Raw genomic sequence first — 22,814 nt, 5'->3', positions numbered from 1 at the left:
GAATGGCCCTTGCAAGTTGTACTCCCGCGGTCTGCGCTTCCGCGGAAATCGGCCTCGCGAGAAGAGGCGCCCGGCGCACGCGTCCCCGCCCGCCTGACCCGGAACGCCAGGAGTGACCCCCATGCTGCGACGAACCTTCCTCGGCGGTGCCGCCGCCGCGGCCGCCGCGCCCCTCCTGCGGACCCGCCCGGCCCTAGCCCAGGGCGCCCGGGCGAGCGTCCTGCGCTTCGTGCCGCAATCCGACCTGACCATCGTCGATCCGGTGACGACCACCGCCTACGTCACGCGCAACCACGCGCTCATGGTGTTCGACCAGCTCTACGGCCTCGACGCGCAGTTCACGCCGCAGCCGCAGATGGTCGAGGGCCACACGGTCGAGGAGGACGGGCGGCGCTGGACCTTCCGGCTGCGCGAGGGGCTGAGATTCCACGACGGCGAGCCGGTGCGGGGCCGCGACTGCGTCGCGTCGATCCGGCGCTGGGCGCAGCGCGACAGCCTCGGGCAGGCCCTGATGGCGCGCACCGACGCCCTGGAGGCGCCGGACGACCGGACCTTCGTCATCCGCCTGAAGCGCCCCTACGGGCTGATGCTCGAGACCCTGGCGAAACTCGGCCCGCCAGTCCTCGTCATCATGCCCGAGCGCCTCGCCGCCACCGACCCGGCCCAGCAGATCCCCGAGCTGATCGGCTCCGGCCCGTTCCGGTTCAACACCAGCGAGCGGCTCGTCGGAGCCCGCGTGGTCTACGACCGCAACCCGGACTACCGGCCCCGCGACGGCGGCGCGGTCTCCTGGGTGGCGGGGCCGAAGCGGGTCCATTTCGAGCGGGTCGAGTGGCAGGTCATGCCCGACCCCGGTACCGCGGCCGCCGCCCTTCAGAACGGCGAGGTCGACTGGTGGGAGAACCCGATCAGCGATCTCGTGCCGACGCTGCAGGCTCACCCGCAGATCGCCACGCAGCTCGCCTCGCCGCTCGGCAACCTCGGCACCGGCGTCATGAACCACCTCCATCCGCCCTTCGACAAGCCCGCGGTCCGGCGGGTGGTCCTCGAGGCCCTGTCGCAGGCGGACTTCATGGCGGCGGCCGCCGGCGACGATCCCAAGCTGTGGCGCAAGGATGTCGGCCTGTTCACGCCGGGGACCGCGATGGCCACCGATGCCGGCCTCGACGTGCTCACCCGGCCGCGCGATCTCGCCAAGGCCAAGCGCGACCTCGTGGCGGCCGGGTACAAGGGCGAGCGCGTCGTGCTCATGTCGACGAGTGAGAATCCCGTGCTCGGCGCCCTCGGCGAGATCATGCACGACCTGCTCCAGCGCCTCGGGATGAACGTGCAGTACGTCGTGTCCGACTGGGGCACGCTGGTCACCCGCCGCGCCAGCAAGGCGCCGCCCGATCAGGGCGGCTGGAATATCTTCGCCACGACCTGGACCGGCCTCGACATGGCCAACCCGGTCGTCGAGCAGGTCCTGCGCTGCGGCGGGCCGAAGGGCTTCTTCGGCTGGCCGGACCTGCCCGAGCTGGAGAGCCTGCGCGAGGCCTGGATCGAGGCGCCGGACGAGGCGGCCCGCAAGGCGATCGCGGCCCGGATGCAGACCCTCGCGATGCGCGACGTCCCGTACCTGCCGACCGGCCAGTACTTCTATCGGACGGCCTTCCGACGCGACCTCCGGGACATGGTCGACGGCCAGTTCGTCTTCTGGAACGCCCGCCGCGCCTGACGGGCGTCGCGCCCCGCCCGTCGCCGCTCCGGCGACGGGCCGCTTCGCGGATAGGGGCCTCAGTGCGCGAAGACGCCGGCCAGATCCCGGAAACCCTTGACCTCGATCGGGTTGCCGCTCGGATCGAAGAAGAACATCGTGCGCTGCTCGCCGGGCTCGCCGGCGAAGCGGACGACCGGCGGGATGTCGAAGGCGATGCCGGCCGCCTCGACGCGGCCGGCGAGCGCCTCCCAGTCGTCGAGCGGCAGCACCACGCCCAGATGCGGCATCATCACCGCGTGGTCGCCGACCTTCCCGCTCCGGGTGGTGGCGAAGGGCTCGCCCAGGTGCAGCGACAGCTGATGGCCGAAGAAGTCGAAATCGACCCAGGTCTCGGTGCTGCGGCCTTCCTGGCAGCCGAGGACGCCCCCGTAGAAGCGGCGCGCCGCGTCGAGGTCGGTGACGTGGTAGGCGAGGTGGAACGGCGTGAGCATCGATGGTCCCTTGCGTCGTGGGGGAGGGGCGGCGGCCTCAGGGCGCCGGATCGGGGGCGCGCGCCGAGACGACGCCGCCGACGAGGTTGCAGGACAGCAGGAACGCGCTGTCGAGAGCGCCGCCGCCGGCCGGCACCAGCGCCGCCAGCCGCGCGGCCAGGCCGCGCCGCGCCGCGCGGGCGATGGCCTGGGCCTCCGCGACGGCGACGGCCGCGAACCGGATCGTCTCCCCCGGCCGCACCTGCGCGAGGCGGCCGAGATCCGCCGAGATCACGGTGGCGATCTTCGGGTAGCCGCCGGTGGTGTGGCGGTCGGCGAGCAGGATCAGCGGCCGCCCGTGGCCGGGCACCTGGATCGAGCCGTTCACGATCCCGTCCGAGACGATGTTGAAGCCGTCCGCGTGGGCGATCGGCGGCCCGTCGAGGTGGCAGCCCATCCGGTCCGCCCGCGCCGTGAGGGTGTAGGGCTCGGAGAGGAAGGTCCGCAGGCCGTCCGCGGTGAAGCCGTCGGCCTGCGGCCCGAGCACCACCCGGATCGGCCCGCCGAAGGTCGGCCGGTGGGCCGGCGGCAGGGTCAGCGGGCGGTCGCGGTGCGCGGGTGCCGCGAGGGGCAGCAGGTCGCCCGCGGCCAGGGGATGGCCGTCGAGGCCGCCGAGGCGGGTGCGGGTGTGCGTCGCCACGCTGCCGAGCATCGGCGCGACGGCGAAGCCCCCGGCGACCGCCAGGCAGGCGCGCAGGCCCTGCCGCGGGGCGCCGAAGGTGAGCCGGTCGCCCCGCCGCAGGTCGTGGGCCGTGAACGGGTCGAGGGCGCGGCCGTTCAGGCTCAGCGCGAAGGGCGCCCCGGCGAGGGCGACGCGGCAGGCCTCCGTCTCGCAGACGAGGGTCGGACCGACCATCGCCATCTCGATCACCGCGGCGTCGAGGGGGTTGCCGGCGAGGCCGTTGGCCAGGGCCAGCAGGTCCGGATCCATCGCGCCGGACCCCGAGATTCCGTAGCGCAGGTAACCCGGCCGCCCGGCATCCTGCAGGGTCGAGGCCACGCCGGGGGCGATGACGCGCAGGCCCTCAGGCATCGATCCGCTCCAGGGTCGCGACGGTCTCGCCGGCGCGGGCGGCCTCGCTGAGGGCGTCGAAGGCGGCGCGGTCGATCGGCTCGAACCGGATCAGGTCGCCGGCCGCGAACAGGAACGGCTCTGCCCGGGCCGGATCGTAGGAGCGCGCGGGCGTTCGGCCGATGAGCTGCCAGCCGCTCGGCAGTTCCAGGGGCGGCGAGACGCCGGTCTGGTTCCCGCCGATCGAGACGCTGCCCGCCGGGGTCTTGGGGCGGGGATCGGTGCGCCGGCTCGCGTGGAGCCGGGGATCGAGGCCGCCCAGATAGGCGAAGCCGGGGGCGAACCCGATCATGTAGACGCGGTAGTCGCGGCCGGAATGAAGGGCGATCACCGCCTCCGGGCTGAGCCCGGCCCCGGCGGCGAGGTCGTCGAGGTCGGCGCCGTGCGCGCCGCCGTAATGGACCGGCACCCGCCAGCGGCGCAGCGACCCCGCGGCCCCCTCCGGAGGCGGCCAGTGCGCGGCGATCAGCGCCGCGAGGTCGGCCCGGGGCAGCAGGTCCGGATCGTAGAGGACGAGGAGCGAGCGGTAGGTCGGCACGGTCTCCAGGAGGCCCGGGTGTCCGGCGCCGCGGAGCGCCGCGTCGAGGGCGATGACCCGCGCGTTGATCGCGGGATCGACCGCGCGGCCGAGTTCCACCGTGAGCGCCCGGTCGCCGCTATCGAGGAGGCGGTAGCCGGGCTCAGACACCGAGCACCTCGGCCATCGGGCGCAGGACGATGCCCTTGGCGGCGCAGTCGTCGCGCAGGCGGCGGGCCATGGCCACGGCGCCGGGCGTGTCCCCGTGGACGCAGACCGTGTCGATCCGGGTCGGGATGCGCCGACCGGACAGGCAGGTGATCGCCCCGTCCTCCAGCATCCGCGCCACGCGCTCCGAGACCGCGTCGGGATCGTGCAGCACGGCGCCCGGGAGCTTGCGCGAGACCAGGGTGCCGTCATCCGCGTAGGCGCGGTCGGCGTAGATCTCGCGCGCGATCGGCAGCCCGAGTTTCTCGCCGGCCCGCTCGGTCTCCAGGCCGGGCATGACCACGAAGATCAGGTCGCGGTCGAGGGTGCGGACCGCCCGGGCCACCGCCAGGGCGAGGTCGGCATCCTCGTTGGCCATGTTGCCCATCGCCCCGTGGGTCTTCACGTGGCGCACCGGGCAGCCGGCATCCTGCGCCAGCGCCAGCAGGGCGCCGACCTGGTAGAGGACCGCCTTCTCGATGTCGGCCGGGCGCTCGCCGTGGATCGGCCGCCGGCCGAAGCCCCAGAGGTCGAGGAAGCTCGGGTGGGCGCCGGCCTGCACGCCGTTGGCGGCGGCGCGGCTCAGGGTCTCGTGCATCACCAGCGGGTCGCCGGCGTGGAAGCCGCAGGCGATGTTGGCCGAGGTTGCCACGGTCAGCATCTCGGCGTCGTCGCCCAGGCGGTAGACGCCGAAGCCCTCGCCCATGTCGCAGTTCAGATCGACGATCATCGGTGCATCCCTTCTCTCGCGTGGGGTCAGGCTTCGGCGACCAAGTGGGCCACCAGGGTCGCGGCCGCGCCCAGATCCTCGATCCGCATCGCCTCGTCCGGGTTGTGGCTGCCGTTCTGGTTGCGGATGAAGATCATCGTGCTCGGCACGCCCTGGCCGGCCAGCGTCGCGGTGTCGTGCCCCGCCCCGCTCGCCATCGTGCGGAACGGCGTCCCGAGCCGGCGCGCGTGGCCCGACAGGGCCTCGACCAGCGCGGCGCTCATCCGCGCCGGGGTGCTGCCGGTGCGCTCGCCGAGGACGAAGCGCACTCCGCGGGCGGCCTCGACGGCGGCGGCGCGCTCGGCGAGCGCCGCCTCGACCCGGTCGAGAACGGCCGGCTCGGTGCTGCGCACGTCGAGGCAGAAGCGGACCTCGCCGGGGATCTTGGCGAAGGCGTGCTGGACCGGGTCGGTGGCGACCTCGCCCAGCGTGATCGTGGCCGGGCATCCCTCCGCCTCGAGCGCTCCCCAGAGGGCATCCAGGCCGGTGATCAGGTCGGCGAGGGCGAAGACGGCGTCGCTGCGCGCGCCCCGCGCCACGGCGCCGGAATGGCCGTAGCGGCCGAAGCAGGCGGCCTTGCGGTAGCGGAAGCTGCCGCTGATCGCCGTGACGAAGCCCACCGGGATCCCGGCCGCCTCCAGGACCGGACCCTGCTCGATATGCATCTCCACGAAGCCGTGGATCCGCGCCGGGTCGAGGAGCCGCTCGCCCCGCGCCACCGCCTCCGGCCGCAGGCCGAGCGCGGCCATGTGGTCGCGCAGGCTCCGGCCGGTATCGGCGCGGGGCAGGTCGAGCGCCTCGGTCGGCAGCAGGCCGAACGCGGCCCGGCTGCCGACATAGGAGGCCGGGAACCACACGCTCTCCTCGGCCCGGAACACCGCCACCGTCACGGGACGCGCCGGCACGATCCCCGCCCGGCGCAGGGCCTCGACGGCCGCGAGCCCGCCGATCACGCCCGCAGCCCCGTCGAAATTGCCCCCGTGGGGCACCGTGTCGACGTGCGAGCCGACCATCCAGGGCGCCAGCGCCGGGTCGCGCCCCGCCATCGTCAGGAACAGGTTGCCGGCCGCGTCGGTCTGGGCGGCGAGCCCGAGCGCCAGCCCGGTGGACCGCATCAGGGCGTGGGCGCGCTCCTCGCCGGTGCCGTAGGCCGCCCGCGTCACGCCCGGTGCGTCCTGGCTGAAGCTCAGGAGCTCGGCGAACAGCGCCGCGCAGAAATTCGGGTCGATCGCGAGGCCGGTCATGCGGGCTGCCGCGCCGGCCCGACCGGGTCCATCGGCTGAACAATGAGGCACGCGCCCGGCGCAGTCGCGAAGGGGATACCGGGATCCAGAAGCTCGATGACCATGTCGCAGGCAGCCATGCTCAAAAATACCGCTTGAATGCCGGCGGTATACCGGTTCTGCTAAGGCATCGAAGCGGTCTTGGCAACGTAAAACAGGTTTGATCACGAAATTAATACCGAGATACCGTAGCTTATATCATCAATCAGTCAGCAAACACGCGTCTATCTGGCGTGGATCGAAGCATAGATCCGCGACATGATCGCATCACATCGGGTTCGACGATGGCTCAGATCCAGACGGCCGCGCCTCCGCTCCTGAAGATCAGGAAGCTGCACAAGAGCTACGGCGCCAACGAGGTCCTGAAGGGCATCTCCCTCGACATCCACGAGGGCGAGGTCGTGTCGATCATCGGCGCGAGCGGCTCGGGCAAGAGCACGTTCCTGCGCTGCCTGAACCTCATGGAGACGCCGACTTCCGGCTTCATGGATTTCGAGCGCTTCGCCTTCGACTACGAGCAGGGCGCCCGCCGCCAGCCGACGCCGCAGCAGCTCTGCGAACTGCGCGCGCGGATCGGCATGGTCTTCCAGAGCTACAATCTCTGGCCGCACATGACCGTGCTGGAGAACGTCATCGAGGCACCGATCCGGGTGCGGCGGATGCCGCGCCGGCAGGCGGTCGCGGAGGCGGAGGCGCTGCTCCAGCGCATCGGCCTCTACGAGAAGCGCCACGCCTACCCGTCGCGGCTCTCGGGCGGGCAGCAGCAGCGCGTGGCGATCGTGCGCGCCCTGGCGATGGCGCCCAAGGTGATGCTGTTCGACGAGGTCACCTCGGCGCTCGACCCGGAGCTGGTGGGCGAGGTGCTGGCGCTGATGGGCTCCCTCGCGGCGGACGGGATGACGATGCTGCTCGTCACCCACGAGATGGCCTTCGCCCGGGAGGTCGGTACCCGCACCCTGTTCTTCGACGGCGGCGTGATCGCCGAGGACGGGCCACCGGGCGACATCATCGGCGCGCCCCGGAGCGAGCGGCTGCGCCAGTTCCTCCGGCGCGTGCTGCACGCGCCCGCCGCGCTCGGACAGACGGCGTGAGCCGCCGGCCCATCCTCGAGGAGATCGGACGGCGATGAGCGGCACGGCGTTGCAGGAGTGGTGGCTCGCCCTCTCGGACGAGGTCGTCACCTACGGCCCCGGCTTCGTCTCGGCGACCCTGGTGGTGCTCGGCGTCACGGTGGCGAGCATCCTGGTGAGCTGGGTCTGCGGCCTGCTCGGGGCGCTGGGCAAGCGCTCGTCCTTCGCGCCCTTCCGGGCGCTCGCGAGCTTCTACGTCTGGTTCATCCGCGGCACGCCGACCCTGATCCAGGTCTTCATCGTGTATTTCGGCATGCCGCAGATCGGGGTGAAGCTCTCGCCCGTGACCGCCGGCATCATCGCGCTGGGCGTCAGCAGCGGCGCCTACGTGGCCGAGACCATCCGGGCCGGCCTCGCGGCGATCCCGCGGGGCCAGGTCGAGTCGGCGCTCGCGCTGGGCATGAACCCGCGGATCATGATGGTGCGGATCGTCCTGCCGCAGGTGTTCCGCATGATCCTGCCGTCGCTGACCAACGAGGCGATCTCGGCGGTCAAGAACACCTCGCTCCTGTCGACGATCACGGTCGTTGAGCTGACGCTCTACGCGCAGCTCATGATCGCCACGACCTTCCGGCCGTTCGACTTCTACATCGCGGCGGCGCTGATCTACCTCGGCCTCACGTCGATCCTGTCGCAGCTCTCGGCCTATTTCGAGCGGCGCTACGCCCGCCTGTCCTGAGCCTCCCCCCGCCGCGGGACGGGCCGCGGCCGACACCTCCCGCCCCGTCCCGAGACCGGAGATCACCATGAACCGCCGCAACGTCCTCGCCCTCGCTGCCCTCTGCGCCAGCCTCGGCGCCGGCCTCCTCGCCGCCCCCGCGACCCGCGCGGCCGAGGGCAAGCTGGAGTTGATCGAGCCCGGCAAGCTCATCGTGGCGACGGACAGCACGTTCGCGCCCTTCAGCATGCGCACGCCGAGCGGCGAGCTCGACGGGCTGGAAGTCCGGGTGATGCGCGAGGTCGGCCGCCGGCTCGGGCTCGAGTACAGCCCGGTCAACATCAAGTTCGACGCCCTGCTGGTGGGCCTGATGGCCGATCAGTACGACATCACCAGCGAGTCGATGGACATCACCCCCGCCCGGCAGAAGCAGGTCGCCTTCGCGGACGGCTGGCTCGAATCAGGCGCGCGGATCGTCACCCGCAAGGACACCGGCATCAAGGGGCCGGAGGATCTCAAGGGCCGCAACGTCGGCGCCCTCTCGGCCTCGACCTTCGGCAAGCTCGCGGAGGAGCACGGCGCCACCCTGAAGAGCTACAAGACCGCCGCGGACGCCATGCAGGACCTCGTCGGCGGCAACATCGACGCGGTGATCAACGACGCCGTGGCCGGCAACTACGCCATCAAGGCGCGCAAGCTGCCGCTGGTGATGATCGAGGCGCCGCTGAGCACGGTCCAGAAGGGCTTCGCCATCAAGAAGGGCAAGCCGAACCTGCACGCCGCCGTCAACAAGGCCCTGGCCGAGATGGTCGCCGACGGTACCTACGCCAAGCTCGTCACGCCGCTGATCGGCTATGACCCGGCCCCGAAGGCGCCGATCCGCACGCCCGCCATGTGAGCGGGTACGGCGGACGCGCGAGAACAAGAATGGGGAGCGGCTCAGCCGGCCGCTCCGGGAGGACGCGATGAAGACCCTCGACGCCGCGTCGTACACGACGGCGCTCAGTGCCCGGCGCGAGCAGAGCCTCGGGCAGATGGCCTACGACCGGCTGCTCGACATGCTCGTCCGCCGCGACCTTCCGGCCGGCACCGTGCTGCACGAGCGCCGCCTCGCCGAGATGCTCGACATCTCCCGGACCCCGACCCGCGAGGCGATGTCGCGGCTGGAGACCGAGGGGCTGATCGAGCGGCAGCCCGGCGGGATGCTCGTGGTCAAGGAGTTCTCCCTGCGCGAGCTGATCGAGATCCTGCATGTCCGCCGCCTCCTGGAGCGCGAGAGCGTCGCGCTGGCCACCGGTCGGATCGCCGACGCGGTGCTGGCGGACCTGCAGCGGCAGATGGAGGCGCTGCTGGCGGCGGGCGACCCGGACGCGCCGGGCAACTGGGAGGTCGACCGGCGCTTCCACGACCTGATCGCGGATCACAGCCACAACGCGACCCTCGCCAAGACGATCAAGGACCTGCGGCTCAAGACGCAGATGTTCAACCTGAGCCGGATGCCCGAGCGGTTCGAGGCGGTCCATCGCGAGCACCTCGCGGTGGTCGCCGCCCTGCGGGCCCGGGACGCGGCGGCGGCGGCGGACGCGATCGCGGCCCATCTCGAGAACTTCAAGCAGGGCATCATCCGGCGCCTGAGCGAAGTCTGAGCGAAGTCTGGGGCGAGGGCGGCGCGATGCACGAGTTCACGGAGCTGCGCGGCCGCGAGGCGGCCTTCCCGGAGGCGGAGTTCGCCGCCCGGCAGGCGGCGGCCCGGGCCGCCATCGCGGCGGCCGGCCATGACGCTCTCGTGGTGACCGGCCCGGAGACGATCTACTGGCTGACCGGCCGCCAGACGGCCGGCTACTTCGCCTTCCAGGCGCTCCTCGTGCCGGTGGAGGGCGACCCGGCCCTCCTGGTCCGGCAGCTCGAACTGCCGGGCGCGGCCGCCAACACCTGGCTCGACGACATCCGGGCCTACCCGGACGGCGCCGACCCGGCCGCGGCGCTGGCGGCCCTCGTGCGCGGGCGCGGGCTCGCCCGGCCGGCCCTGGAGCGGGACGGCTGGTTCGTCGCGCCGGCGCTCGCGGCGCGGATCGACGCCGCCCTCGGAGACGGCCCGCTGCCCGACGGCTCCGGCCTCCTCGCCCCCTTGCGGGCGGTGAAGTCGGCGGCCGAGCTCGCGGCGATCCGGGCCGCGGCCCGGTACGCGCAGGCCGGGCTCGCCGCGGGGCTCGACGCCTGCGCCGAGGGCACCGACGAGAACGCCGTCGCCGCCGCCATGCTGGCCGCCGCGACGGCCGCCGGGTCCGAGGCCATGGCGATGGAGCCCCTGGTCGCGTCGGGCCCGCGCAGCGGTCTGCCGCACATGACGTGGCGGCGGCGGCGGCTGGAGCCGGGCGACGCGGTCTTCCTCGAGCTCGCCGGCAGCCACGCCCGCTACCACGCGGCGCTGATGCGCAGCGTCTGGATCGGCCCGCCGCCGGTCGAGGCGTCGCGGATGATGGACTGCGCCCTGCGCGCCCTCGACGCGGCGCTCGCCGCGATCCGGCCCGGCCATCCCTGCGCCGCCCCGCACGCGGCGGCGCAGGCCGTCATCGACGCGGCCGGCTACGGCCCGGCCTTCCGCAAGCGGATCGGCTACTCGATGGGCGTCGCCTTCGCCCCGGACTGGGGGGAGGGCGCTCTGCTCTCGCTCTTCACCGGACAGGACCGGCCGATCGAGCCCGGCATGGTCTTCCACCTGCCGGCCACCCTGCGCCGCTACGGCGCCTGGACGGTCGGCGCCTCCGAGACCGTCATCGTCACTGCCAGCGGGGTCGAGCCCCTGTCCGACCTGCCCCGCACCCTGTCGCTGCGGTGAGACGTAGCGGATCGTCGCGGCTTTGAGGGACGATCCGAAGGGCGCGACCTTCTTCAGGGGTGAAGCTCGACGGCGGTCGAACCGGGTTCACCGTCACCGCGCGCCGTCGTCCTGCCTCCTTCGATCGAAGGCCCGCTTTCCATCGCAATGGGTGACGGACACACGGATATCCCTTGATGCGGTGCGTGCTGGACGTCCCGACAGGACGACCGCATCCGCCAGAGCCTGACCCTGCACCGCTAGCACGAGGATCCTTTTCAGGGTCCGTGGGGCCGTTCTCGACCGTGCAGATATATGCGGAAGTCGCTCGGCCTCCGTGTCGCCTTGAGCAGGCGCGTGAGATGGTCGCGAACCGGTTTGTCGTAGAAGCGCAGCGCCAGATAACTCAAGATCAACGTTGTCGAGAAGAACAAAGTCGCCTCGATCCCGGCCGATTTCTCGCCATTCAGCTTCTGGTACAGGCCGTTGATCCAGGAGAAAATCGGGAAATGCAGGGCGTAGATCGGATACGACAGATCCCCGCCGAAGATCGAGAGGTCCTTCAACGGGGAGGACGGGGTCACGAATGATCCGCTGACGACGAGCAGCGGCGCGAGCAACAGCTTCCAGACCATCCGCTGATGGTGATTGAGCTCGTACGGCATGGCGAAGACCACGACCATCACGACGAGCAGGACGTAGAAAACCGGCCTCAGGTTGATCCGCCGGGCGAGCGCCGACTTCATCTGGTAGCAGAATACGCCGATGAAGAATGACGACCCGACGTGGCCGAATCCGCGCATGAAATTGTCCGTCTGATCGCCTCCGGTCCCGAAGGACAGCACGAAGCAGGACGATACGATATAGAGAGATGCCGACGCGTAGAGCGGATTGACGTGCCGGATGGACCACCAGAAAGCGTTGATCACTATCTCAAAAAACAACGAGAACTGCGGACCGTTGAGCGGGAAGACCTGAGAACCGCCGATCTGTGGCGGGGCATAGAAATAGGGAATGTTGAGGAGCCCGAGAAATACAGCGGCGACGATCTGGATAGCGAAGGTGCTATCGGACATCATGTAATTGCGCAGGGCGACGTACGGCGCGCTGATGAAGAGCGCGAGCGCAATGATGGGCATTAACCGCACCAAACGCTGCAGCAGAAAGTCGGTGTTGGACAGACGATCCCGACGATCTTTGTAGGCGCGAGCCAGAACGAATCCGCTCAACGTGAAGAACGTATCGACGGAAAGTCCGCCATTGACGGCGAGCCACGGAACATCCAGCCAGCGTCCCGTATGAAAAAGAAGCACGAATAAAGCTGACAGGCCGCGTATGCCGTCCAGAGCGGCGTAGTGTGCCACTTTGTCAGCAGGGGCTGGGACGGTCGAGCCGGATACCGTATTCCCTGCCGCCGCGCAGACTTGAAGGCGCAGCCAGGACGATAGCAATACTTTCCTCATGACTTAATGATACTGATTTTTCATCCGCTTTGGAAGAGCGTCATGCCATACGAACACGGTATATCGGTCGTTATCGCAACACATAATGGTTCGGCGTTCGTTCGCGAGCAACTGCACAGCCTGGTCACGCAGACCGTGCCCCCGCTGGAAATTATTGTCTCTGACGATAATTCGATCGACAATACACTCCAAATTGTTCAAGAATTTACATCTTTAAGCAACATTCCGTTCCGAATTTTTCGCAATTCCACTGCGCTCGGTTTTCGCGACAATTTCTTGCGGGGAGCACTGCGCGCGCGCGGGCATTTCGTGGCATTCTGCGATCAGGACGACATCTGGGATTCGACGAAGATCGCGATGTGCACGCGTTACATCGATGATCGCGCCGTCTCCATGATCGCCCATACCGCCTTGTGCGTTGACGCGAGCAATCGCCCGCTCCGATTCTTCTCGCAGGGCATCTCGCGCGACGGTGTGAAGCCGCCGCTGAGCTACGATCCCTGGCTGACGTTCTTCGGTTTCTCGATCGTCTTCCGCCGCGACCTCCTCGATCTGTGGGATATCGAAGACCGCTTCACCGATTTCATCGTGCCCGGCGAGAAGATCGCCCACGACCGGTGGGTGACATTCCTCGCCCAAATCGTCGGGCAGGTCGTCGAGGTCGATGTCCCGCTCGTCCGCTATCGGCAGCACGGCAACAATCTGTTCGGTGACGGCAAGCGCGCGCGGGATCCCCGGCCGCGGACCATGGCCGGCGGATCGGATCCCTACAGGGAGGCCACGGCCGCGATGATCGGGATCGTCATGCGTCTGCCGGATGCGACGACACGAACCTTTCCGCTCTTCGATCGGGCCCGCGCGGTCGGGTTCCTACAGCGCGCGCTGCACCAACTCGAGGCACGGGAAAACATCTACCGGTCGGCCTCACGCCTCGACGCGCTCAGGCGCCTGGCGGAGTTGGTGACCTCCGGGACCTACTGTGCCGTCCACGACGGCACCATCCGGTGGCGGTCGATCGCCAAGGACCTCAAGTTCACGCTCGTCCGTCGCTAACGCTGCCCTATCAGCCGCCGCAGGTCTCCGCCACCAGCCAGGCGGTGAGGATCGCCACGGCGTCGAGCAGGTCGTCGATCGCCATGGCCTCGCGCGGATTGTGACTGCCGTTGGCGTTGCGCACGAACAGCATCGCCATCGGCACGCCGGCCTTCGCGAAGGCGGCGGCGTCGTGGGAGGCCGGGCTGCCGAGGGGCCGCGTCGCGATGCCGAGCGCGCCCGCGGCCGCCGCGAACCCGTCGCGGATCCGCGGCGCGACCGCGCCGACGCCCGCCTCGGCGCGCGGGCCCAGCGTCACGGTCACGGCGCGGCGCGCCGACACCGCCGCCACCGCTGCCAGGAACGCCGCCTCCAGCTCGGCCAGCCCCTCGGCCGCGTAGGCCCGCATGTCGAGGCTGAACCGGAACTCGCCCGGGACCGTCGTCAGGCCGTGCGCCGCGGCGTCGGTGTGGAACCGGCCGAAGGTGACGGCCATCGGGCAGCCGGCCGCCTCGCGCTCCGCCCAGACCCGGTCCAGCGCCAGGGCGATCTCGGCCCCCGCCATGGCCGCGTCGCGCCGGAAGCGGCGCGGCGTCCCGACATGGTCGTAGCGGCCGGCGATGCGGACGTCGGGATAGCGGACGTTGCCGGGGATCCCGGTGCACAACCCGACCGGGATCCCGGCCTCCTCCAGGCTCGGCGCCTGCTCGATATGCACCTCCAGGAAGGCGTGGATCGCGGCGGCATCGAGGGCCGCTGGGCCGCGGGCGAGCGCGTCCGGGTCGCCGCCCTCCCGGGCGATGTGGTCGGCGAGGCTGAGGCCGCTGTCGATCCGCGCCGCGTCGAGCGCGCCGTCCGGCAGGGCTCCGAGGGCCGCGCGGCTCCCGATGTAGGAGACCTGGAACCAGACGCTCTCCTCGGCGCGGATGCCCAGGACGGTGATGTCCCGCTCCGGCTCCAGGCCGAGCGCGCGGATCGCCGCGACGGCGGCGAGCCCGGCCACCACGCCGGCGGCGCCGTCGAAGTTGCCCCCCTGGGCCACGGTGTCGAGGTGGGAGCCGATCAGGATCGGCGGCAGGGTCCGGTCCCGCCCCGGCAGCGTCATCGCGGTGTTGGCGGCGGCGTCCCGGCCGATCGCGAGGCCGAGATCCGCGGCGCAGCGCGCCGCCACCGCGTGCGCCGCCGTCTCCTCCGGGCTGTAGGAGGGCCGGGTGAAGCCGGGCTCCGTCCGGCCGCACCGGGCCAGCTCCGCGAACAGACCCTCGACCCGGCCGCGCTGCGCGCGCACGGCTGCCGTGATGGCGGACACGCGGTCCATCGCTACGCCTCCCCGGGCGCCGGTCTCCGGAACGGGCCCGCCGGTGCCCCTGCCACTATCGTGCCGACCCGCAGGAACACCGGCCCCGTCACGGAGACCGAGTCTGCCGGATCGCGGGGCGCGCGGCCAGCCGCGCGGGTCAGCCCCGCGGCGCGGGATCGTTGCCCGACCCGGCTCCGGCGGCTATCGCCGGTCCCGGCAGGCGGGCGGGCAGAGGTTCTGCGGATGAAGGCGATCGGGTTCCTGTCCTTCGGGCACTGGTCGCCGACCGGCGGGTCGGCGACGCGCAGTGCGGCCGACACACTCCTGCAGTCGATCGACCTCGCGGTCGCCGCGGAGGAGCTCGGGGCGGACGGCGCCTATTTCCGGGTCCACCATTTCGCGCGCCAGCTCGCCTCGCCCTTCCCGCTGCTGGCGGCGGTGGGCGCCCGGACGAAGCGCATCGAGATCGGCACCGGCGTGATCGACATGCGCTACGAGAACCCGCACTCCATGGTCGAGAATGCCGGGTCGGCGGACCTCATCGCGGGCGGACGCCTGCAGCTCGGGCTCAGCAGGGGCTCGCCCGAGCAGGTCGTCGACGGCTGGCGGCACTTCGGCTTCGCCCCGGCCGAGGGCGAGACGGACGCCGATATGGGGCGCCGGCACGCCGAGGTGTTCCTCGACCTGCTGAAGGGCACAGGGTTCGCCGAGCCCAACCCGCGGCCGATGTTCGCCAACCCGCCGGGGCTCCTGCGCCTGGAGCCGCATTCCGAAGGGCTGCGGGACCGGATCTGGTGGGGATCGGCCTCCGACGCGACCGCGATCTGGGCGGCGCGGCAGGGCATGAACCTGCAGAGCTCGACTCTGAAGGCGGACGAGACCGGCGAGCCGTTCCACGTCCAGCAGGCCCGGCAGATCCGCCGCTACCGGCAGGCGTGGCAGGATGCGGGGCACGCCCGCACGCCGCGGGTCTCGGTCTCGCGCTCGATCTTCGCGCTCGTGAACGACCGCGACCGCGCCTATTTCGGGCGCGGCGCGAGCAGCGACCAAGTCGGCATCATCGACAACATGCGGGCGGTGTTCGGCCGCTCCTACGCCGCGGAGCCGGACCGGCTGATCGACGAGCTGCGCGCCGACGAGGCGATCGCCGAGGCCGACACCCTGCTGCTGACGGTCCCGAACCAGCTGGGCGTCGCCTACAACGCCCATCTCATCGAGAGCCTGCTCACGCACGTGGCACCCGCGCTCGGGTGGCGATGATCCGCCCTGCGGGCGGCATCGTCGGCCTCGAAGACGCGCAGCCGCTCGGCCGGCCCGGTCCGTCGGCCTACCCAGCGCCGCGGCCGTGCGGTAACCTCCCCGTGGGCCCGGCCCGCGGTACCGGCGCGCTCGGGTCCCGGACCCGGAGGGGATTCCCGGGATGTCGCACCTGGACTGGAACGCCTTCGCGGACGAATGGTGCGCCGCCTGGAACGCGCACGATGTCGAGCGGGTGCTGGTCCATTTCCACGACGACGCCGTGTTCACCTCGCCCGGCGCCGCGCGCATCGTGCCCGCTTCGGGAGGAACGGTGCGGGGCAAGGATGACCTGCGCGCCTACTGGACGGAGGCCCTGCGGCGGATCCCGGATCTGCGCTTCGCGGTGGAGCAGGTCTTCGCGGGCATCGACACGCTGGTCATCCAGTATCGCAACCAGAAGGGCGTGAGCGTCAGCGAGGTGCTGCTCTTCGAGGACGGCCGGGTGCGCGCGGGGCACGGCACCTACCCGATCGGCGTCGACAACCCCGTCGGGGCGGCGCCGGCGCGGGAGACGCGCGCTTCAGGCCAAGGCAGCGACGACGTGCCCCCTCTCCCGAGCGGGAGAGGGCCGGGGTGACGGACAGGCCGCTTCCGGGGCCCGCGCCATCGCCGCTTCGCCACGGTGGGCCGTGTCCGGATCCCGATCGCGCGGGCAGGTCGGGCGCAGCCAGGCGCGCGCCGGCATCGGCATCGGCAGGGCCGCCTGCATCGCAACCGGGCCCGTGCGCGTTCGTTGGCGTCGCATGGCCGGCGGGCGCGTGCCCGCTGCCGGCTGCCGGAGACGAACCATGAGTGATGGCTACCCCTCGATGACGGCGCTCCTGGGCCTCCTCGCCCTGGCAGGCTACCAGAATCGCGACAAGCTCGCCGAACTGCTGGGCGGTGCCGGTCAGACCGCGCCCGCGGGCCCCGGCGGCCCGGGAAGCGGCTCCAGCAGCGGCAGCGGCGCGGGCGGGTTCCTCGGCGGCCTGCTGGGCGATCGGCGCGGCGAGGCCGCCGGCGGGTTCCTGCACAGCGGCCTGGGCGAGATGCTGGACCGCTTCCAGCAGGCCGGCCACGGGGCGGCCGCCCAGTCCTGGGTCGACCCGGGACCGAACCAGGAGATCGCGCCGCACCACCTGGAGCAGGCGATCGGCCCCGACGTCCTCGCGGCCCTCACGCAGCGCACCGGGCTGTCCCGCGAGGAGCTGATCTCCCGGCTGTCCCGCGAGCTCCCCCGGGCCGTGGACCGCTACACGCCCGACGGACGGATCCCGGCCTGACCTCTGGCCGGCGGACGGATCCCGGCCCCCGGGGTTTCGGGACTGTCACGGCCGTCGGGAACGCGTGAGCGCCCGACGGCGCACGGCCCGTAGACCGCCTCCGGGCGTGCGCGACCTGCGCAGGCCTCAGGCGCCGCCGCGCCGCGCGCGCGGTTTCGGTGCCGCGAGCCGGTGGGCCGCCGTGAGGGCCGACATCAGGGTCGCCTCGTCGACCACCGCGAGGTCGCACCGCGTCGCGCCCATCCGCCCCCAGCCGCCAGGAACGGGGCTGAACACCGCCGGCACCTGCTCGCAGAAGAAGTCGCGCAGGTCCGGGTCGAACATCAGGTTGATGTCGTGGGCGACCTCGTCCAGCGTCGCGAAGGTCTTGCGCGGCGTCCGGAAGGCCGTCCGGTGGAAGTGGGGGGCGGAGGTCACCGCCTCCAACGTCGCGATGAGCGCCTTCACGCGCGCGATATCGACGCCCATCGCGGCCCTCCTCCCTGGGTCGGCGGATCGGACCGCCCACCAGTCACCCGGTCCGGCGCTCGCAGGATCGCAGCCGGTTCCAGAATGGATCCGCCACCTCCAGCACCTCGCCCCAGGGCGCCGGCTCGAGCCCGGGCCGGGCATAGGCGTAGCGCGTGTCGATCAATGCCCGATGATGGGCACGGATGCCGCGCATCGGCACGAACACGGTCGAGCCGGGGCTGGCGTCGCCGTGGTGCTCGGACAGGTGCAGCCGCAATCCCGCGCGGGCGACCTCCATGTAGAGCGGCAGACCGGGCTCGAACCGGTGCTCGAACCCGGGCGTGAAGCCGAGAAAGCCGCAGTCGAATTCGCGCGCCTTGGCCTCGTCGAAGATGCGCAGAACCGGCACCGCCTCCAGGAAGCGGGGGCCGTCATCCGCGTCCCGGTCCAGGACGGCGCAGGCAGTGTTCCAGTCGTCGTCGCCCAGCCCGGCGGCGACGAGTTCGAGGGCGGCCGCGTGCGGGACGGCGCAGTCGCGGGCTGCCAGCGCGGCGCGCTGCCGCTTGGGCATGGTCTTGGCCCGGTCGACGGTCGTCATGGTCCTCTCACCGAGGCGGCGTCGGTCCGTCGGTGCCCGCGTTGCCGACCCGGCGCCGGTCAGGGACACGGTGGGGGTGGTCGTCCGCGATGCTTTCACCATCCCTGTCCCGGGGCGAGCGGCAGGCAGCATCGGCCTGGCGGCAGGCCACCCCGGCCGCGCCGCGGCCGCCAAGAGGCGGACGGGAACGCCGGCACGAGGGCCGACGACAAAGCTTCCAGCGCGCGGCCGGACCAGGCCCGGGACCGACGCCGATACCCGGCGTGCCGGGGCGGGCAGCCCCCTCAGGAGACCGCCGCCGCGGGTGACCGTCACAGAGCCCGGCTCCGGCGACGGTCTACCAGCGACCCGCCGCCTGGCGCGCGCGGAGCGCGAGCTCGTCCGCGCTCGGGGGCTTGCTGGCGAAACTGCCGGTCTGAACCGCCCCGTCCCGCGCGAACGCCGCGAAGTGGACGCCCTTCGGCGAGAGGGACTGCTCGACCAGCGTCCAGGTGCGCGCCGCCGCCGGGTCGTCCGCGTACCAGCGCTTACCGCGGCCGAGCATGACCGGGAAGGTGATCAGGACGATCCGGTCGATGAGGCCCGCCGGCAGCAGCGCCGGATAGAGCATGCTGCTGCCCTGGATGAGGAGGTCGGGGCCCTCGCTCTCCTTGAGGCGGGTGATCGCCGCGACCGGGTCGCCGGCGAGGCGCCGGCTGTTGTTCCAGCCGAGCGCCGCGTCGCTTCCGGTCACGACGTGCTTGCGGATCGCGTTGAAGGTCGCGCCGATCGGCTGGTCGGCGTTGTGCGGCCAGTAGGCGGCGAAGATCTCGTAGGTTCGCCGGCCGAGCAGCAGCTCGTACGCACCCCCGAGCAGCTTGCCCATCGGCCCGGCGAGCGACGCGTCGAAGTACGGGAAGGTCCAGCCGCCCTGCGCGAAGCCGGTCTGATCCTCCTCCGGACCGCCCGGTGCCTGGATCACGCCGTCGAGCGACTGGAAGAGGGAGCCGGTGATCTTACGCATGGGCGGAGTCCCCGCGGAGGGCGGCCTCGATCCGGGCGATGTCGATCCGGCGCATGGTCATCATGGCCTCGAACGCGCGCCGGGCCGCGACCCTGTCGGGGTGGCTGTTGGCGCGCAGGAGCGCGCGCGGGGTGATCTGCCAGGAGAAGCCCCAGCGGTCGGTGCACCAGCCGCACTGGCTCTCCGCGCCGCCGTGGCCCACGATGGCGTCCCAGTACCGGTCGGTCTCCGCCTGATCCTCGGTCAGCACCATGAAGCTGACCGCCTGATTGGCCCGGAAGGCGGGGCCGCCGTTCAGGCCGACGAACGGCCGGCCGAGCACCGTGAACGCGACCGTGAGCTCGTCGCCCGCGGACCCGCCCGGGTAATCCGACGGGGCGTTCATGGGGGCGCCGACATGGCTGTCGGGGAAGGTCGCGGCGTAGAAGTCCGCGGCCCTGCGCGCCTCGCCGTGGTCGAACCACAGGCAGGTCGTCAGCGTGTCGCTCGCCATGATCGGGCCCCTCACGACGCGCGGCGCGGGCCGGCCAGCCCGAGCCGGTTGCCCGCCGGATCGGCGATGTTGGCCGAGAAGCTGCCTCCGGGGATCGGGTCGGGCCCCTGGAGGACCGTGCCGCCCCCGTCCCGGACCGTCGCGAGCGCGGCATCGATGTCGGCGACGTGGATGTACCAGTTCCACCGGGCCGGCGCGCCGGTCGCTGCGCTCGACATCACCGCGCCGGGGCGCAGGTCGCCCCGGCCGATGAAGGCGTACTCGCCCATCTCGCCCATCGGCATGGCCCCGAGCTTCTCCCAGCCGAAGAGCGCCCCGTAGAAGGCGAGGGCCGCCGCGGGATCGGGGGTGGCGAGCTCGATCCAGACGCCGTGGCCGCGGGTCCGCTCCGTCCCGAGGGGCACCGGGCCGAAGGCCCGGCTCTCGCCGGGATTGGCCGGGTCCATCACGGCGAAGACCACGCCCTGCGGGTCGCTCACCATGGCGAAGCGGCCGACATGGGGGATGTCGACCGGCCCGAACCGGACCGCGCCGCCGAGATCGACCGCGCGGGCCGCGAGGGCGTCGACGTCCCGCGTCGCGAGGTAGACCGCCCAGCCCGGAAGACCGGGCGCCTCGGGCATCGGCTGCCGGATGCCGGCCACGGGCGCGCCGTCGGCCTCCGCGATCCGGTAGCCGCCGTGCTCGGGCATCGGCGACGGCGCGACGCGCCAGCCGGCGACCGCCTCGTAGAAGGCCTGCGCGGCGTCCGGGTCGGACGCGTTCAGCTCGAACCAGATCGGGGTCCCCTCGACGGGTGGCATCGGGCGCTCCTCCGTGACAATCGGCGCTGCGGCCGCTTCGCGGCGCCCCCTACGGCCCCGCTTTGCCCAGGCTCGCATTCTCGATTACACAAAGCAACCATGAAGTCAGAAAAAATAACCGAGCGGGCACCCGGGCCGCGCGAGCGCCTGTACGACGATGCCTGCGGCACGGCCCTCGCGCTGGAGTTCATCGGCGAGCGCTGGTCGCTGCTGATCATGCGCGAATTGGTCTACGGCCCCCGCCGCTTCGGCGAGGTCCGGGCGAACCTGCCGGGGATCAGCGCGAACGTGCTGACGCAGCGGCTCGAGAGCCTGGAGGCTGCGGGCATCGTCCTGCGGTACCGGCTGCCGTCGCCGGCCAACGTGCAGGTCTACGATCTCACCGACTGGGGCCGCGAGGCCGCGCCCCTGATGCGCGACCTGGGCCGCTGGGCCGCCCGCTCACCGCGGCACGACCCGAGCCTGTTCATGTCGGCGGCGTCGGCCATGATGTCGCTTCAGGCCCTGGTCGACCGCGGGCGGGCGGCGGCGCTGTCGGCGACGGTCGCGTTCCACTTCCCCGGCGAGGATTTCGTCGCGACGCTGGCGGGCGGCGAGATCCGCGTCCGCCGGGGCGTCGCGGAGGCACCCGACCTCGCTTTCACAGGCGACACGATGGCGCTGCGCCGCACGATCTACGGCAAGGCGCCCCTGGACCGGGACGGCGCCGGCGGCACGCTCGCCGTCGCGGGGTCGGTCGACTTGGCGCGATCTTTCATCGAGCTCTTCACCCTGCCGGTCAAAGCGGGCTGAAGCGTCCGCCCGCGAGCGCGCCGACGACCTCGGTCAGCACGTCGAGGCCGACCGCGACGTCTTGCGGGTCGACGGTCCCCGCCGCCCCCCAGCCGACGCCGCCGCGACACCGGATCAGCGCGAGGCCGATCGGTCCGAGCAGGGCCATGTGGGACGCGTCGGTGGTCACGCCCTGCGCCAGCCGCACGGCGCGGTGTCCCGAAGCCGCGACGGCCTCCTCGAACAGGCGGACCAGACCGGGATCGCACCGGGTGGCGTCGGGGTCGACGCTGCGCTCGACGGTGATCCCGAGCCGGCGCCGCGCCGCGACCGCCTCGAGCGCCGCGGCCAGCTCCGCCACGGCGGCGCGCCGCGCATCGTCGTCGTCGGAGTCGACGCGGACTCCCAGTGTCGCGGACCCCGCGACCACGAAGGTCAGCAGCGGCTCGACGTCGAGGCGCATGACCGTGACTGTGACCCGTTCCCGCGCCAGGCCGACGCGCTCGGCGGCGAGGACGCATTCGGCCGCCCCGGCCAGGGCGTCCCGCCGGCCCGGCATCGGGTTCGCCGCCGCGTCGACGGCGGCGCCCGTCAGCGTGACCCGGAGCATCGTCGATTCCGACAGGGCCGGCACGATCCCGACCGGCGCTCCCGATCGCTCCAGCACGGGGCCGGCCTCGGCGGCGATTTCGAGATAGGCCAGAATCGCGTCGGGGGCCCGGCGCGCGCTCGCGAGGCGCGCCGGGTCGAGCCCGTGCGCCTCCAGGGCGCGACGCAGGGTGACACCGTAGGCGTCGTCCCAGTTCAGCGCGTCCGGGGCGAGCCGCCCCACCACGGCCCGGCTGCCGAGCTGCCGGGGACCGAACCGGCCGGCCGCGTCCGCGACGAAGGCGACGACCTCGACCGCGTGGCGCGGCGGCGGTCCGTGCCGGAGCAGGCGCTCGACGGCGGCGATGCCGATCAGGACGCCGAGCGTCCCGTCGTAGCGGCCGGCATCCTCGCGCGTGTCGACGTGGCCCCCGACGACGACGGCCGGGCCGCCCGGGACCGCGCCCTCGATCCGGCCGACGAGGTTGCCGGCGGGATCGCGCCGGGCCGACAGGCCGGCCTCCGCCATCCAGCCGAGGACGAGCGCCTCGGCCTCGGCCTGCTGCGGGCTGTAGACGCGCCGCGTCAGGGTCCACGGGTACGCACTGATCCCGGCGAGCCGCGCGACGCGCGCCAGAACGATCCCGGCGGCGCTCACGGGCGCCGCCGTCACGGCGCCCTCGGCGTCACCGCGATCCCGGCCGCCCAGTAGCGGTTGGCGATCAGCTGCTGATTCCGGATGAGGCCGATCGCCGTCCTGGCATCGCCGCCCGCGAACGTGCCGACCGCCGCCCCGCAGAGCGTCAGGTACATCCGCTGGTGCACCACGGACTCGAAATAGGCCCGGGGCGGCGGGGCGAGGTCGAGGCCGGCGTCGAGATTCTGCTGGCGCACCCGCGCGGCGGCCTCCGCCACCGCCGCGTGCACCGTCTCCATCATCGCGCGCTGCGCGGCGTCCAGGATCTCGGACGCCTTGCGCTCTTCGGGCGTCAGAACAGGGCAGGCGACAGCCATCGCGACCTCCGTGTCGATCGCCGGTGAGGCTGACGGGTCGGCCGCGCGGCAATAT

24 protein-coding genes and 1 pseudogene are annotated in these 22,814 nt (G+C 72.1%); 11 read left to right on the top strand and 14 right to left on the bottom strand.

The annotated features are described in order from the left end of the window. Positions 1–121: 121 nt before the first annotated feature. The gene (locus LOK46_RS30960; protein WP_273565170.1) at positions 122–1,717 is read left to right on the top strand and encodes an ABC transporter substrate-binding protein; all 1,596 of its coding nucleotides are present in this window, start codon (positions 122–124) and stop codon (positions 1,715–1,717) included. 59 nt (positions 1,718–1,776) lie between these two features. Here LOK46_RS30960 and LOK46_RS30955 read toward each other — a convergent pair whose 3' ends face one another. Genes LOK46_RS30955 through LOK46_RS30935 form a run of 5 tightly spaced genes read right to left on the bottom strand, consistent with a single transcriptional unit; the run spans position 1,777 to position 6,038 of the window. Next, positions 1,777–2,190: a VOC family protein gene (locus tag LOK46_RS30955; RefSeq protein ID WP_273565169.1), complete on the bottom strand. Its 414-nt coding sequence runs from the start codon at positions 2,188–2,190 to the stop codon at positions 1,777–1,779. Positions 2,191–2,227: 37 nt separating this feature from the next. Next, on the bottom strand, positions 2,228–3,262 hold the full coding sequence (locus tag LOK46_RS30950; protein WP_273565168.1) for a biotin-dependent carboxyltransferase family protein: 1,035 nt from the start codon (positions 3,260–3,262) through the stop codon (positions 2,228–2,230). After that, positions 3,255–3,989, bottom strand: a complete 735-nt coding sequence (pxpB, locus tag LOK46_RS30945; protein ID WP_273565167.1) for a 5-oxoprolinase subunit PxpB — start codon at positions 3,987–3,989, stop codon at positions 3,255–3,257. The genes LOK46_RS30950 and pxpB overlap by 8 nt, the downstream gene beginning before the upstream one ends. Continuing rightward, positions 3,982–4,755, bottom strand: a complete 774-nt coding sequence (locus LOK46_RS30940) for a LamB/YcsF family protein (protein ID WP_273565166.1) — start codon at positions 4,753–4,755, stop codon at positions 3,982–3,984. Before LOK46_RS30940 ends, pxpB begins: the two co-directional genes overlap by 8 nt. A gap of 26 nt (positions 4,756–4,781) precedes the next feature. Then, entirely contained in the window at positions 4,782–6,038 is a 1,257-nt protein-coding gene (locus LOK46_RS30935) for a Zn-dependent hydrolase (RefSeq protein WP_273565165.1), read from the bottom strand. Positions 6,039–6,361: 323 nt separating this feature from the next. On the opposite strand from LOK46_RS30935, the gene LOK46_RS30930 reads away from it, so the two are divergent. From LOK46_RS30930 to LOK46_RS30910, 5 genes are all read left to right on the top strand, one after another. Next, positions 6,362–7,168 (top strand): amino acid ABC transporter ATP-binding protein, encoded by an 807-nt coding sequence (locus LOK46_RS30930; protein WP_273565164.1) that lies wholly within the window; start codon positions 6,362–6,364, stop codon positions 7,166–7,168. Positions 7,169–7,202: 34 nt separating this feature from the next. Beyond that, the gene (locus LOK46_RS30925; RefSeq protein ID WP_273565163.1) at positions 7,203–7,886 is read left to right on the top strand and encodes an amino acid ABC transporter permease; all 684 of its coding nucleotides are present in this window, start codon (positions 7,203–7,205) and stop codon (positions 7,884–7,886) included. Positions 7,887–7,953: 67 nt separating this feature from the next. Further along, complete coding sequence (locus LOK46_RS30920; RefSeq protein ID WP_273565162.1) at positions 7,954–8,763, top strand: transporter substrate-binding domain-containing protein; 810 nt, start codon at positions 7,954–7,956, stop codon at positions 8,761–8,763. A 67-nt stretch (positions 8,764–8,830) separates the two neighbouring features. Then, a complete protein-coding gene (locus LOK46_RS30915) occupies positions 8,831–9,511 on the top strand; it encodes a GntR family transcriptional regulator (RefSeq protein WP_273565161.1) in 681 nt (226 codons plus the stop codon). Positions 9,512–9,537: 26 nt separating this feature from the next. Continuing rightward, positions 9,538–10,704: a M24 family metallopeptidase gene (locus tag LOK46_RS30910; protein WP_273565160.1), complete on the top strand. Its 1,167-nt coding sequence runs from the start codon at positions 9,538–9,540 to the stop codon at positions 10,702–10,704. Positions 10,705–10,961: 257 nt separating this feature from the next. Here LOK46_RS30910 and LOK46_RS30905 read toward each other — a convergent pair whose 3' ends face one another. Then, positions 10,962–12,047: an acyltransferase family protein gene (locus LOK46_RS30905; RefSeq protein WP_273565159.1), complete on the bottom strand. Its 1,086-nt coding sequence runs from the start codon at positions 12,045–12,047 to the stop codon at positions 10,962–10,964. A gap of 141 nt (positions 12,048–12,188) precedes the next feature. Between LOK46_RS30905 and LOK46_RS30900 the strand changes: the two genes are divergently transcribed. Beyond that, entirely contained in the window at positions 12,189–13,199 is a 1,011-nt protein-coding gene (locus LOK46_RS30900; protein WP_273565158.1) for a glycosyltransferase, read from the top strand. Positions 13,200–13,209: 10 nt separating this feature from the next. Here LOK46_RS30900 and LOK46_RS30895 read toward each other — a convergent pair whose 3' ends face one another. Further along, positions 13,210–14,496, bottom strand: a complete 1,287-nt coding sequence (locus tag LOK46_RS30895) for a hydantoinase/carbamoylase family amidase (RefSeq protein WP_273565157.1) — start codon at positions 14,494–14,496, stop codon at positions 13,210–13,212. A gap of 225 nt (positions 14,497–14,721) precedes the next feature. Here LOK46_RS30895 and LOK46_RS30890 point away from each other — a divergent pair, with 225 nt between their 5' ends. The 3 genes and pseudogenes from LOK46_RS30890 to LOK46_RS30880 all read left to right on the top strand — a co-directional run bounded on the left by LOK46_RS30890 (position 14,722) and on the right by LOK46_RS30880 (position 17,039). Continuing rightward, positions 14,722–15,738 (top strand): LLM class flavin-dependent oxidoreductase, encoded by a 1,017-nt coding sequence (locus LOK46_RS30890; protein ID WP_273565156.1) that lies wholly within the window; start codon positions 14,722–14,724, stop codon positions 15,736–15,738. A 160-nt stretch (positions 15,739–15,898) separates the two neighbouring features. Next, a pseudogene (locus LOK46_RS30885) lies at positions 15,899–16,249 on the top strand (nuclear transport factor 2 family protein); the annotation flags it as partial. Between the two features lie 316 nt (positions 16,250–16,565). Beyond that, on the top strand, positions 16,566–17,039 hold the full coding sequence (locus LOK46_RS30880) for a YidB family protein (protein WP_273565155.1): 474 nt from the start codon (positions 16,566–16,568) through the stop codon (positions 17,037–17,039). A gap of 126 nt (positions 17,040–17,165) precedes the next feature. On the opposite strand, the gene LOK46_RS30875 is transcribed toward LOK46_RS30880, so the two are convergent. The 5 genes from LOK46_RS30875 to LOK46_RS30855 all read right to left on the bottom strand — a co-directional run bounded on the left by LOK46_RS30875 (position 17,166) and on the right by LOK46_RS30855 (position 20,386). After that, positions 17,166–17,507, bottom strand: coding sequence for an MmcQ/YjbR family DNA-binding protein (locus LOK46_RS30875; protein WP_273565154.1), 342 nt, complete (start codon positions 17,505–17,507; stop codon positions 17,166–17,168). A gap of 43 nt (positions 17,508–17,550) precedes the next feature. Continuing rightward, on the bottom strand, positions 17,551–18,087 hold the full coding sequence (locus tag LOK46_RS30870) for a glyoxalase superfamily protein (protein ID WP_273565153.1): 537 nt from the start codon (positions 18,085–18,087) through the stop codon (positions 17,551–17,553). Between the two features lie 337 nt (positions 18,088–18,424). After that, positions 18,425–19,090, bottom strand: coding sequence for a dihydrofolate reductase family protein (locus LOK46_RS30865; protein WP_273565152.1), 666 nt, complete (start codon positions 19,088–19,090; stop codon positions 18,425–18,427). After that, positions 19,083–19,583, bottom strand: a complete 501-nt coding sequence (locus LOK46_RS30860; RefSeq protein ID WP_273565151.1) for a VOC family protein — start codon at positions 19,581–19,583, stop codon at positions 19,083–19,085. Before LOK46_RS30860 ends, LOK46_RS30865 begins: the two co-directional genes overlap by 8 nt. A gap of 11 nt (positions 19,584–19,594) precedes the next feature. Next, positions 19,595–20,386, bottom strand: a complete 792-nt coding sequence (locus tag LOK46_RS30855; protein ID WP_273565150.1) for a VOC family protein — start codon at positions 20,384–20,386, stop codon at positions 19,595–19,597. A gap of 99 nt (positions 20,387–20,485) precedes the next feature. Here LOK46_RS30855 and LOK46_RS30850 point away from each other — a divergent pair, with 99 nt between their 5' ends. After that, complete coding sequence (locus LOK46_RS30850) at positions 20,486–21,178, top strand: winged helix-turn-helix transcriptional regulator (protein WP_273565149.1); 693 nt, start codon at positions 20,486–20,488, stop codon at positions 21,176–21,178. Here the strand turns inward: LOK46_RS30850 and LOK46_RS30845 are convergent. After that, the gene (locus LOK46_RS30845) at positions 21,165–22,418 is read right to left on the bottom strand and encodes a hydantoinase/carbamoylase family amidase (RefSeq protein WP_273565148.1); all 1,254 of its coding nucleotides are present in this window, start codon (positions 22,416–22,418) and stop codon (positions 21,165–21,167) included. The genes LOK46_RS30850 and LOK46_RS30845 overlap by 14 nt on opposite strands. Next, on the bottom strand, positions 22,415–22,759 hold the full coding sequence (locus tag LOK46_RS30840) for a hypothetical protein (RefSeq protein WP_273565147.1): 345 nt from the start codon (positions 22,757–22,759) through the stop codon (positions 22,415–22,417). The genes LOK46_RS30845 and LOK46_RS30840 overlap by 4 nt, the downstream gene beginning before the upstream one ends. Between the last annotated feature and the right edge of the window lie 55 nt (positions 22,760–22,814).

This window comes from Methylobacterium sp. NMS14P (genome assembly GCF_028583545.1).
Classification (GTDB): domain Bacteria; phylum Pseudomonadota; class Alphaproteobacteria; order Rhizobiales; family Beijerinckiaceae; genus Methylobacterium.
The sequence above is the reverse complement of the archived record's forward strand: the minus strand, read 5'-3'. Positions and strand labels throughout refer to the sequence as shown.